This is a genomic window from Salinimonas chungwhensis DSM 16280 (assembly GCF_000378185.1).
GTDB classification, from domain to species: domain Bacteria; phylum Pseudomonadota; class Gammaproteobacteria; order Enterobacterales; family Alteromonadaceae; genus Alteromonas; species Alteromonas chungwhensis.
This window is the reverse complement of sequence record NZ_KB899376.1, coordinates 406,840-419,578: the sequence shown is the minus strand read 5'-3', so window position 1 is coordinate 419,578 and position 12,739 is coordinate 406,840. Positions and strand designations below refer to the sequence as shown.

Below are 12,739 nucleotides of genomic sequence, written 5' to 3'. Positions count from 1 at the left end.
GATTCAGCTATGCCGGATTATCGATATCGATAAAGGTAGTATCGAGGCCGAATTTTTCGTGTAAAAAATCACCCAAAGCCTTTACCCCGTAACGTTCTGTTGCGTGATGGCCGCAGGCAAAATAATGAATTTGCTGCTCCCGGGCGCTATGAATTGTCGGCTCAGACACCTCGCCACTGATAAATGCATCAAAACCGGCTTCCGCCGCTTTATCAATAAAGCTCTGGCCGCCCCCGGTACACCAGGCAACAGTGGCGATTGGCTGATCAACATCACCTTCAACCAATGGCTTTTTACCCAATACATTTTCCAGTTGTGTGGCCAGGGTTTTCTGAGATATCGGTGTCGTCAGTCGCGCTTCAAATACAATACCCTGAGGGGAAATATCAGGATGAGGTTTGGCAGTTTCGAAATTCAGTAATTTGCCTAATTGCGCATTATTGCCCAACGTGGTGTGCACATCGATGGGCAGATGATAAGCAAAAAGATTAATATCATTTTCCAGTAATGCTTTAATACGCCGCTTTTTCATGCCGGTTATAGCCGCACCCTCACCCTTCCAGAAATAACCGTGATGAACAATAATGGCATCCGCATCGTGATCAATGGCGGCATCAATTAATCGTTGAGAGGCGGTGACGCCGGTGACAATTCGCTTAATGCGATCTTTACCTTCAATCTGCAAGCCATTGGGGCAATAGTCTTTTATATCTGCAGGCTTTAGCAAGCCATCAAGAACCCGCCCTAATTCCGTTCTGCTAATCATAGACATTCTCCTGTTCACGGTGAAAATAAGGGCCAGCAGTGTAACAAAGTCTCGCTGAGAATGCGGTGTTATTGACCGGCAATACCTGTAGCAACAAAGGGTATCAGGTGTTCTATCACGCCCACCACATCGACATCTTCATTGAAGTCTGACTGGGCTATCTGGGTGAGCGCGCTGGAGGAAGACATTGAAAATACAAAAGCCCCCATCGCAAAATGCAGGCGCCAGAATAAATCTTCATCCTGCACCTCGGGCAAACGCCGGTGAATTTCAAGCAATAGTTGTTTTACAGCAACACCGTAATGACCCATGATAAAGCGGCGTAAATGCCCCTGGGTTTCGTTATAGCCTTTGCCTAATAACAGCACAAACGTCGCAGTGCCGTTCGGCCTGATGGCATTCAACGACAGCATAGGCGGTACAAGTGCATTTAACAGTGTAACCACACCCGCGCGACCGGTCTGAAGCGGTAAGTCTGCCAACACGGTCTCGATGTGGGGCATTAAGACATCAAAATAGCGTTTAAAAACTGCCTGAATCAGATTTTTTTTGGTACCGTAATGGTAGTTCACTGAGGCCAGGTTAACATTGGCGCCACTGGTAATGGCGCGCATGGAGGTCTGATTAAAGCCCTGTTCGGCAAACAGGGCTTCAGCCACATCCAAAATTTGAATTTTGGTGGATTTGGTCATTGGTAGTAATTAATGAAACCAGGTACGAGTCTGACTCCATAACCGCATCAGTTGCTGTTGCGCCACACTGGCAAACGACATGCCCAGCTTCTCGGCCATATTCTTTTTGTGGGAATATTTAACACTATATATTTCTTTAGCCGGATAGGCTGAAAGAATATAGTCGTCAGAGGTCATAATGGTATCGATCAGGCCCAGCTCTTTAGCTTTCACACCGGGCCAGAACTCACCGGTAGCAACCTTTTCAATATCCATTTCTTCGCGCTGCTCTTTCACCCAGTCTTTAAATAACACATGAATTTGTTCGATTTCTTCACGAAACTTCTCCCGGCCTTCGTCGGTATTTTCACCAAACATCGTTAGTGTGCGTTTGTAAGCACCTGCCGTGTGTTGCTCAAACTCAATATCGTTCTTTTCCAATACTTTGTGAAAATTAGGCATTTGCGCAAGAACGCCGATAGAGCCGATATAGGCAAACCGTGACGCCAGGAGTTGATCAGCCACACAGGCCATCATGTAGCCGCCACTTGCCGCGACTTTATCTACTGACACTGTAAGCTTGATACCCTTATCTTTAATTCTGTGAAGTTGCGCCGCTGCCAATCCGTATCCATGGACCACACCCCCGCCACTTTCCAGCTTTACCAGTACTTCGTCTTGTTGCTCTGCAACGCAAAGTATAGCGGTGACCTCTTCGCGCAGTCGCTCAACTTCGTGGGCATCCATGGAACCTTTAAAGTCCACCACAAATAACCGCGAACGATCCTGTTTATGCTTATCCTGATCTTTAGCATCTTTCTTTTGCTGCTTGGCCAGTTTTTTCATACTCGCTTTATCCAGCAAGACTGACCGTGCATAGTTGGTGATATCTTTTAACTGCTCATTTAATGAAGCGATCTCCAGATGACCTTTACCGGGTTTTTGCCGGTTAGCCGCCCCTACAACAGAGGCAACAATAATGACGAACGCCGCGACAAAGGTGACGGCTTTTGCCAGGAACAGCCCATATTCGTACAGAAACTCCAAGTTTGACTCCTGCTACTGATTGTCAGATTAGTGTGTTTTAGAATTTTAGCCGGCGTAAGTGTACCAGCGTTCAATGGCCGTGACGACTGTCATGTGTTTAACCCACAAAAAAAGGCCAGCGAATGCTGGCCTTGATAACGTCATTTGTTTAGTTTGCGACAACATCTTCATTGGTTATCTGGATTACAGTGCCATCTGTAGCAATATACGTAGCTACCTCACGCTGCATTTCTTCTGTTGCAGCAGCACTGGCGTCTGGACTCAAACTTGAGGCGTGTGCGCCTTCTGTGAATCTGACCTGCCCGGATACCGGCTCGCCGGTACTGGTGCTGGACACCTGTTCAAGACCAATAATACGTGCCAACGGATTTTGTCCAGACAGCGGCAAACTGGTATTTACCGGAATTACCTGGTCAGGTTTGTTTTCTTCACTACCATCTCCCACAACTGTCATCATATGAACCGGCGTGTTTTCACCCAACGTTTGTGCATAATTGTTGGGATCTGCAGAGTCCAGTACCGTCTGAGCAGCAAAGGCAAACTGGCTTAGGGTTGATTGGACCCCGGCCGCCTGTTCTGGTGTCAGCGCACCTTCAAACTGAGCTACCGCTGCTGTCAATTCCTCACGCTCAACATCTGTTGTTCCGTATAACTGCTCAAGCAGCCCCCGGAATTCAGGTGAAGACTCGGTTAACAGGATGCCTTTAATTAACGGTCCAAACGAAGGAGATTCAATGAGAAATTGAGCCAGACCGCCTCCTGGTGACTCCAGAGACGCAACATTGATTGCATAAGCGCCATCAAGCGCAGCCAGCTCATCACCCATTGACTGATTAGCAATCGCCGCAAAATTACCACCGGTAATAGCACCCAGCGAAACGCCCATTACAGAGACATCACCAATATTAAGTTTAACATCCTGTGCCGACGTGTTATCGCTAAGGGCATTCATACCCAAACGCAAGCCAAGCAAATCTGCGATACTCTGACGAATATTGTCCCGGGCGGTTGGCAAGCTACCCAGATTCATATAATGAACCGGCGTAATACTGGTGGCATTGATGTCATCGTTGCCATCCATATCAACGTCAAATCCACGCGAGCCGTGCAGTGGTTGATCAATAGCCACCGTTGCAATACCAGCTAGGGATAATGTACCGGTAATAGCTAGCATATCTTCTTTTTTGCTGGTAATACCATGATAAAGCATCACCACTGGCCAGCCGCTCTCGGGCTGGCTGATGTCAAAGCCAAGTGCTCCGGCGGCAGCCGGATCTGGTACCGTGACCTGAACATCCAGGGTTTGCGCGCTGGTCGCAGCAGGCAACGGATTAAAGCGTGTGATATTACGGGCCGGGTCAAGCTTTTCACCGTTAACCCGTAAATCTGCCAGGCCAATTTGCTGACAAACAGTATGGTTTGGGCCAGGTTCAGCAGCCGCTTTAGTTTCATCTGATACGGCAGCCAGGACAATGCCACTGTCACAGGCCGCGTGCCAGAATTCATTTACCGGCGCCATGGGGTTTTCGGCGGTAGGCACGCCCAGATAGTATGGCAGCGTGATGTTACCCGCATAGTGCTTTGCAGCACAGAGTGCGCCTACTTCTTCAAGTAGATTGCCGGCAAGTGGCTGGGCGAAATCATTGAGTGGACCAAACGCATCTGCCAGTTGGCCGGACGCGGTGGCAAGCAGACCACTGCAGGTCTGCAGACTGTCGAAACTACCGGCATCCAGTGCTGCCATTATCCCCGCTCTTTGCGTCTCATTTAGGCTTTCTGCACCTTGCATTACCGCACCGCTAAGCACATCATCATTTAACAGCTGAAGTGCCTCCATGGCGTTGGGGGCGCCCTCAGCATCACCTACCTGTAAAGCAGGCAGCGATTGTCCGGCAGCGGGATCACCACCCGCCAACCTTTGCGCGTAAGTAGCTATGCCGACCTTTTTCAGTGTGTCCAGTGACTGTCCTACAGACTGGGTGGTGAATGCTGACACGTAAGTCAGTTCCTCGCGGGAGAAACCAGCATCTTCCAGCGGTGTGATGTAGGTATTGACCAATGTCTGCAATTGTAATTGAGACGGTGTAGCCAATGGTTTGGTGTCTATATCCTGTTTAACCAGATCCCATGTGGTAGAGCCCATTACCGCTTTACCACTGGTATCCTTTAACCCGGTGGTCATTATTAGCATATAACCCTGTGCCGATTTCAGAGGCCTTAACGGAACGACTGAAATGGTATCTGAATCTACCAGACTTAATGTATAGTCTGTACCGAAAGTCAGAGCATCACCCACTTTACATCCAGAAGACGGAATTTCAGCCGCTGCACAATCCGGGTCGCTTTGATCAAGTCCCAACGTCGCTTCGTGAATATAAATCCCTGCCGCCAGCGTACTTTCATCAATTGCGGCATCTCCGGGCGTCTGAACATTAATCACAAAGGGGTGCTGAGTCGACCAGCCATCCAGAGTATTTAATGCCGCGCTGGGATCACTAAAATCATTAGGATTAGCAACAGGTATATTTAGTGTGTAATCAAAAAAACCATCGTCGCCTGGTAGCATCAGCAAATCATTCGGTGTGTTCAGATTACCGTTAGCCGGATCAAAGACAATACGGGAAAAGGGTGTCTGATCGGGCGTTTCAGCCTCAATATCCTCGATGGTATCGCCTGAGCCTCCGCACCCCGCTAACCCCAATGCCATGGCAACACTGGAACTGATAAGTAGTTTTCTCATTGTTTCTCCCTATGACTCATTGTTTTTATTGTCCGCCTAACACCCTGATTTTATTAACGGTAATAGCAGTCAGTTAGTCCACGGTAAAGAAATCTAAACATGAATTTCAACATGTAAGACCAGTTTCTATTAAAGCAATCTTATTGACTTTGCACCAACTTTGCAAAACTTTGTTAACTTTTTATTTTCTTTATTTACAGTCTGTACCAAGTAGCATGGCTGCCGATTATAAAGACAATGACTTCCATCCTTTTCCATCCCGTATTATCCTTGCGCCACACAGTTTAATCAGGAGAGCTTATGCATGACTACCAGGCGCCAGACGGGCTTTTACGCGATAAAATAATACTTATTACCGGGGCCGGGGCCGGTATCGGCGCGCAGGCCGCCAGAACCTACGCCAGTTACGGCGCTACCTGTATCCTGTTAGGGCGCACTGTCAGCAAGCTCGAAGCGGTTTATGATGAGATAGTATCGGCGGGCGATACTGAGCCGGCAATTATCCCGCTGGATATTAAAGGGGCCACGGCTAAAAACTATGAAGATATGGCGCGTACCCTTGAGGAGCAGTTCGGCCGTCTGGATGGGGTTTTACACAATGCATCTATACTGGGCCATCTCAGCACATTTGAAGATATTCCGGAGCAGGAATGGCAGGATGTTATTCAAACCAATCTGAATGGTACCGCGCTGATGACGCAAAAGCTATTACCGGTATTGCGCCTCTCTGACGCAGCCTCGGTGGTGTTTACAACCTCAAGTGTGGGTCGACAAGGACGTGCTTTTTGGGGAACCTATGCGGTATCAAAGTTTGCCACAGAAGGTATGATGCAAGTTCTGGCGTGCGAATATGAAAATCGTAATGTGCGCTTTAATTGTATTAATCCGGGTGGGACCCGCACCAGCATGCGTGCCAGCGCTTTCCCGGCAGAAGATCCACAAACGCTTAAAACACCTGCCGATATTATGCCGCTGTATTTGTACCTCATGGGAAAAGACAGCCAAACGGTTAATGGTAAGTCACTGGATTGTCAGCCTAAATAACCATGGCATGATAGATACAAAAAAGGCTACCTGTAGGTAGCCTTTTTTTCTGAATTGTTCTCACAATCTATTTATTTTCAATCTTGGCCCAGGTATCCCGCAAACCAACCGTTTGATTGAATACGCGCTGCTCATCACTTGAATCTTTGTCACAGCAAAAATAGCCAGTACGTTCAAACTGCCAGTTTCCATCTTCCACACTTGCTGTGGCAAGGCTTCTTTCAACATAACCCTGTTTAGTAACAAGAGAATCGTTATTAATAGCGTCAACAAAGTTTTCTTCAGCAGCCGGATTAGGTACTTCAAATAACCTGTCATACAAACGAAATTGTGCAGGGATGGCCGTTTTGGCATCGACCCAATGAATGACGCCTTTCACTTTTCTGCCATCGGCGGGATCTTTACCGAGCGTGTCTGCATCATAAGTACAGTAAATAGCCGTAACATTCCCGGCATCATCTTTTTCGACACGTTCTGCTTTTATTACATAAGCATTACGTAAACGAACCTCTTTACCCAGCACCAGTCGCTTGAATTTTTTGTTCGCTTCTTCCCTGAAATCTTCAGCTTCTATCCATACTTCTCGGCTGAAAGTGATTTCGCGTTTACCCATGGACTCATCATTGGGATGATTCGGTGCCTGCAAAGTTTCAGTATGGTCATCAGAAACATTTTCTATGATAATTTTTACGGGTTCGAGTACCGCCATCGCCCTTGGTGCGTTTGCATTCAGATCGTCGCGGATACAGGCTTCCAACATGCCCATTTCAACCAGGTTGTCCATTTTGGTCACACCGATGCGCTTACAAAATTCTTTGACCGCACCCGGGGTATAACCACGCCGACGCAATCCGGCGATTGTTGGCATGCGTGGATCATCCCAGCCACTTACATGGCCTTCATCAACTAATTGAATTAACCGACGTTTGCTCAGCACAGTGTATTCAAGATTAAGTCTTGAAAATTCATATTGCCGCGGGCGGGCATCGATGGTGATATTGTCGATGACCCAATCGTACAGACGTCGATTATCCTGAAACTCAAGTGTACACAGAGAATGTGTTATGCCCTCGATCGCGTCAGAGATACAGTGGGTAAAATCGTACATCGGGTAGATGCACCATTTGTCTTTCGTTTGGTGGTGATGGGCAAACTTCACCCGGTAAATGACGGGATCACGCATACACATGAACGGCGAGGACATATCTATCTTAGCCCGCAAACTGCATTGCCCTTCCTGATATTCACCCTTGGCCATTTTCGCAAACGCCTGCAGATTTGTTTCAACATCGGTGTCACGATAAGGGCTATTCGTACCGGGCTCAGTGAGCGTACCGCGTAACTCCCGCATTTCGTCATGCGTGGAAAAGTCGACATAGGCAAGCCCTTTTTCAATCAGCTCAATGGCAAATCCATGCAAGCGGTCAAAATAGTTTGATGAATAACGCGCCTCACCAGACCATTCAAACCCTAACCAGTGAACGTCCTGCTTGATACTATTTACAAAAGAAATGTCTTCTTTGGCTGGGTTGGTATCATCAAACCGCAGATTACAGGTACCCTGATAATCTTCAGCAATGCCAAAATTCAGACAAATAGACTTGGCATGACCAATATGTAGATAGCCATTGGGTTCGGGTGGAAAACGCGTTTTCACCTGCTGGTGCAACCCAGACGCCAAATCTTTATCGATAATTTGCCGGATAAAATTGGTCGGACGATTTTCAGTCTCCGCCATTCGCGAATTCCCCTTTTGCTACATTATTAAAAATAAACACGTTGAGTATATCATCACCCTCATACAGGTGATATTTTTTCATTACTGCATGGCATTAACTGCTTAAAATAACGTCGATTGCGCTGAACTTTAAGATGCTGTGGGCAGCAAGGTCCATAGCGAAGACAGATTTTGTGGTATCTTAGCACCAACATGGTGTGAACAAGTCCAGCCAAAAACAGTAATTATGAAAGAAAAAGCAACCTCATTTGATATTGCGCACCGTGCTGGTGTTTCTCAGTCAACGGTGTCCAGGGCGTTAAATAATAGCCCGTTGGTCAGCCAGGAAACCCGCGATAAAATCGTCGAAATTGCGCGGGAACTCAACTACCAGGTGGATAAAAACGCCAGTAATCTGCGTAAACAGAAAAGCAATACGCTGGCACTCTTACTTTTCGAGGACCCGACCACCGATGATTCGCTGATTAACCCATTTTTTCTATCGATGTTAGGCAGTATTACACGTGCCAGCGCCAGCCAGGGCTACGATTTACTGGTCTCTTTTCAAAACATGAAAAGTGACTGGCATGCCGAATACGAAGATTCCAATAAAGCTGATGGCATCATCTTACTTGGCTACGGTGATTACAGCTCTTATCGTTACAAACTTGATCAGCTGGAGGAACAGGGCACGCACTTTGTTCGCTGGGGCGCTCAGGATAATGAGCACCCGGGCGTAAATATCGGCTGCGACAACTATCAGGGCGGATTTGATATTACTACCCATCTTATCAACCTCGGTTACAAAACATTTGCATTTATCGGCGACAACAGTGTCGATGCGCCTGAATTTAGTGCCCGCTATCAAGGCTTTATCAATGCATTGAGTAATAATGGTTTGGCCGACAATCTACAGCAGTTTGCGGCCCATTCAACTGAAGCATCCGGGTATGCGGCAACACAACAGATGCTAAACGTGTCGCCGCTGCCCAGAGCCGTAGTGTGTGCATCAGATTTAATTGCAGTGGGCGCTTATGATGCGCTACGTGAAGCTGGTTTGCGGGTGCCTGAAGATATTGCCCTGGTCGGTTATGACAATATTCCAATATCGGCCTATACCACACCTGCATTAACTACCGTTAAGCAAAACACTACGCTGGCCGGAGAGTTACTCGTCAATACATTAATAAAAGCAATTAATAAAGAGCCGGTAAGTGATTATCTTATGCCGGCAGAGCTTATTGTGCGCCGCTCTTGCGGCGCACCTGGCCAATAGGCATTTTACTGGCGCTCTAACTGCGCTGTCGCCTTTTGTAACAATGCGTTGTTGCTAATCGGGCCATCTAATAGCCATACGCGCACGCCATTTGGCGGGACCGACGTTTGCAGTGACTGATTCTCATTCAGGCGCATTGTTTCACCCGTGATCTGTTCCTGCCACGAACCAGCCTGAACAAAGCGGTCAATATCAAACGATGCGGCTTTATCGCCCTTGTTTAACAAGACAAGGGCGGTTTGCCGGGCATCTTCGTCCTGAACTACCCTGTAAAACGCCGCTGTCGTGTCCGTAAAGTTCAGATTTATCTGTAACCCACGCTGTAATGCCGGGGTTTGCTGACGAATATGAGCGATAGTTTTAAGATGGCCATAAATCTCAGAGCTCTCTGCGCTATCAATCCTTTCCTGCCCCAAATAATTGCGATTTCCGGCATGTTCGGCAGTGCCTCGCATGAAGCCAATTTCTGAGCCCTGGTAAACCACCGGAATACCACGGGCAGTAAATAGCCAGTTGTGAGCATTTATAAAGCCTTCATCACTGGCCTGCATGCGTGGCATATCATGATTATCATAAAAGGTGGTCAGCTCATAAGGATTATTATAAGGACCATGGGTTAAATGTAAGACCGGCTCAAGCTCTGTGTACGCTGCATCGTCTTTTCCAAAAACCTGGTTCATGGCTTTTTGCATCGGAAAATCCAGCACGCTTACCCCACCGTTTTTCGGTAAGGTGTGCTGAGCGATAGCATTGGCATCGTACTCGAAGCTTTCTCCGAACATAAAAAAGTCCGGATGCTCAGCACGAATACGGTCAGACATGGTCCGCCAGAAATCGTGAGACACATGACGGATGGTATCAATTCGAAATGCATCCGCGCCCTGCTCTATCCAGTATAAGTAAGCATTGATGAGGTATTTCTGAACATCTGGATTATGTTCATCCAGATTGGATAGCTTTACTAAGTCCGGATAGGGGTGAAAAAATGCATGTAGCGGATTGTTGGGGTCAAGCTCGGTTGGATGCAGATTCTGGTGATCAGCAACAAGCTTTCCTTCAGCGTCATAAAGCTCGCCATAACCAGGTTGATCCTCAGGCATCGAGAAACTCGGCGAGCCGTGATTGGCGACAATATCAAAAACTGATTTGAGCCCGTATTGTTCACGCATCGCCTGTGTGTAGTCAGCATAAGACAGTGAATCACTAACCAGATGTTCGTCTGCTTTATAAAAGTTAGTCGCCCAGTAACCGTGGTAACCTGTTTTCCCACCGTCTTTAAACTGTTCGCCAAATGCAACCGGTTCATCGCCGGTAAAGGCCTGATCGGGATTATCCAGAATGGGCGTCAGCCACACGGCGGTAAAACCAAGATCTTTTATGTAATCACCATTGTTAAGCACGCCCTGCAGATCGCCGCCCATGTAACCCACATTGGCGGTTTTACCTTGTGGTCCTTCCAATTCAAGATTCCAGGTTGGGTGGTCTCCTCCCTGCTCTTCTTGATTATTCGTCGGGTCGCCATCTACAAAACGATCAGTAACCACAAAATAAATGGCTTCTTTGGCAAACGGATTGTCAGTTCCCCGAATAGTGGGAGTTGCAGGCTCTGACGATGAACTTTTGGATACTGACGATGAGGTTTGAGCGCATCCAGTAAGGGCCAGCGCAACACTGGCGGCAATTATCTGACGATAAAACAGTTTCAATTTAGACTCTCCTTTAAGGCTGCGTGACCGCAGGTTGGTCCGGCTCTTTAACAAAAAAGACGGCCGCTGCTCCTGCCATCATCGACACGCCAGCTACCACAATGATGTACTTGGCTTCATTTGCAAATACGGCCGATAAAATATAGCCAGAGAAAAGACCTGCTACTATTTGAGGTATAGCCACGGTAAAGTTAAATATACCCATGTATACACCGGTTTTTTGCGGTGGTAATGCACCTGCGAGCATGGCATAAGGCATGGCAAGAATAGCTGCCCAGGCGATCCCGATACCAACCATCGGTAACAACAGCTTGACCGCCCCCAGTGGTACGGTTACTTCCGTTACTAACAGATTGACATTGGTGGGTGTCATATCCTGAAATATCAAAAAGCTGACATACCCTAAGCCGCCGAGGAACAATGAGAGGCTATACACAAACTTTCGCCCGAAGCGATCGGCTAGCCGTGCCAGGAAGATAGAAAATATCGCAGCAAAAACAGAGTATGCCGCAAACAAGATGCCTACCCAGTCACCTGCAGCCCCTTTAGCCTGCACAATCTGCTGAGGAATAACTGAAAGCGTTGACAGATAATCTGGGTTAAACCATTTTTTATCTACATTCCAGATATGCTGAGTAATAGCCGGCGTTGTGTAGACCCACATGATATACAGTGAGAACCACGAAAAAAACTGTACTACGGCTAACTGTTTCATGGTAGTTGGCATGCTCTTTACCAATGTAAAAAAGGCGCGTAGACGCTTGCCAAGCCCCTGCTTAGGCTGAATTTGTTCAGGCTCATCGGTGATTTCTTTATAGTGGTTGTACTCTTTTGGTGCATACTCTTTAGTACGAATGACCGTCCAGATAACACTACCAAGCAACACCGTGGCACCAATATAAAATGCCCACATGACTGAAGGCGCAACTTCCCCGAACTGCGCTGTATTTTCCAGGCCTATCACATTCGTTAACAGAAACGGCAAAAGTGAGCCAATCACTGCGCCGATATTGATAAGTAAAGATTGTACTGAATAACCGATATTGCGCTGACGAGGCGGCACCATATCGGACACCAGTGAACGAAATGGTTGGAAACAGATATTAAAGGACGCATCCATCAGGGCCAGCATGAGAGCGCCAAAAATCATAGGTGTCATCAGCGCTACAAAAAGTGGTGCGTTGGGCATTAAAAACATACCAATAGCTGCAGCTATTGCACCGGCAAGAATGTAAGGGCGACGTCTGCCGAGCCGGTTCCATGTTCGATCAGAAGCTGCCCCCACAATGGGTTGAATGATTAAGCCCATAATCGGCGCTACCAGCCAGAAAAGCGACAAAGAATGAAGATCGGCACCAAGATCAGACAGAATGCGGGACACATTGGCATTTTGCAGGGCAAAACCAAACTGCACGCCCAGAAAGCCAAAGCTGACATTCCAAATCTGCCAGAAATTCAGGCCGGGTTGTTTTGATTTCATAGATACCACTACTTATGGTTATTTTAGTAAGTTTATCGTAACAGCCAGACTGAGACACGCCGCACCGATGACTTACCGGATTAGCCGCCGCTATAGTGACCGTTCCACTAGTTTCTCCCGGCTTTCAATCCATCCGGCTACTCGACACGTTATCTGGTTAGCTCCCAGATTTAGCGAAAACTGATTGTGTGCTGCACACTGCAATAAAACGTGAAAATACTTTACGGTCAGTGCTTTCAGATTAACTTGTCTGATTGTAAAACCGGTGTAGCCACAGCGACATGAACAGGTT

At 47.4% G+C, this 12,739-nt stretch carries 9 protein-coding genes; 2 read left to right on the top strand and 7 right to left on the bottom strand.

The genetic code is table 11. The features are described from left to right. Window positions 1-7: 7 nt before the first annotated feature. From F458_RS0101920 to F458_RS0101905, 4 genes are all read right to left on the bottom strand, one after another. Complete coding sequence (locus F458_RS0101920; protein ID WP_018981685.1) at window positions 8-766, bottom strand: Nif3-like dinuclear metal center hexameric protein; 759 nt, start codon at window positions 764-766, stop codon at window positions 8-10. A gap of 68 nt (window positions 767-834) precedes the next feature. Next, window positions 835-1,458 carry a TetR/AcrR family transcriptional regulator gene (locus F458_RS0101915; RefSeq protein WP_018981684.1) on the bottom strand — a complete coding sequence of 208 codons (624 nt, stop codon included), beginning with the start codon at window positions 1,456-1,458 and terminating at the stop codon, window positions 835-837. A gap of 9 nt (window positions 1,459-1,467) precedes the next feature. After that, on the bottom strand, window positions 1,468-2,484 hold the full coding sequence (gene sohB / locus F458_RS0101910) for a protease SohB (RefSeq protein WP_018981683.1): 1,017 nt from the start codon (window positions 2,482-2,484) through the stop codon (window positions 1,468-1,470). A 148-nt stretch (window positions 2,485-2,632) separates the two neighbouring features. Next, window positions 2,633-5,224 carry a VolA/Pla-1 family phospholipase gene (locus tag F458_RS0101905; protein WP_018981682.1) on the bottom strand — a complete coding sequence of 864 codons (2,592 nt, stop codon included), beginning with the start codon at window positions 5,222-5,224 and terminating at the stop codon, window positions 2,633-2,635. Between the two features lie 300 nt (window positions 5,225-5,524). On the opposite strand from F458_RS0101905, the gene F458_RS0101900 reads away from it, so the two are divergent. After that, window positions 5,525-6,268, top strand: a complete 744-nt coding sequence (locus F458_RS0101900; RefSeq protein WP_018981681.1) for a YciK family oxidoreductase — start codon at window positions 5,525-5,527, stop codon at window positions 6,266-6,268. A gap of 67 nt (window positions 6,269-6,335) precedes the next feature. Here F458_RS0101900 and glnS read toward each other — a convergent pair whose 3' ends face one another. After that, window positions 6,336-8,006 carry a glutamine--tRNA ligase gene (gene glnS / locus F458_RS0101895; protein ID WP_018981680.1) on the bottom strand — a complete coding sequence of 557 codons (1,671 nt, stop codon included), beginning with the start codon at window positions 8,004-8,006 and terminating at the stop codon, window positions 6,336-6,338. A gap of 226 nt (window positions 8,007-8,232) precedes the next feature. On the opposite strand from glnS, the gene F458_RS0101890 reads away from it, so the two are divergent. Further along, complete coding sequence (locus F458_RS0101890) at window positions 8,233-9,261, top strand: LacI family DNA-binding transcriptional regulator (protein ID WP_018981679.1); 1,029 nt, start codon at window positions 8,233-8,235, stop codon at window positions 9,259-9,261. 5 nt (window positions 9,262-9,266) lie between these two features. Here F458_RS0101890 and F458_RS0101885 read toward each other — a convergent pair whose 3' ends face one another. Continuing rightward, window positions 9,267-10,967, bottom strand: a complete 1,701-nt coding sequence (locus F458_RS0101885; protein ID WP_018981678.1) for an alpha-amylase family glycosyl hydrolase — start codon at window positions 10,965-10,967, stop codon at window positions 9,267-9,269. A 13-nt stretch (window positions 10,968-10,980) separates the two neighbouring features. Then, window positions 10,981-12,447, bottom strand: a complete 1,467-nt coding sequence (locus F458_RS0101880; RefSeq protein ID WP_018981677.1) for an MFS transporter — start codon at window positions 12,445-12,447, stop codon at window positions 10,981-10,983. Window positions 12,448-12,739: the final 292 nt, after the last annotated feature.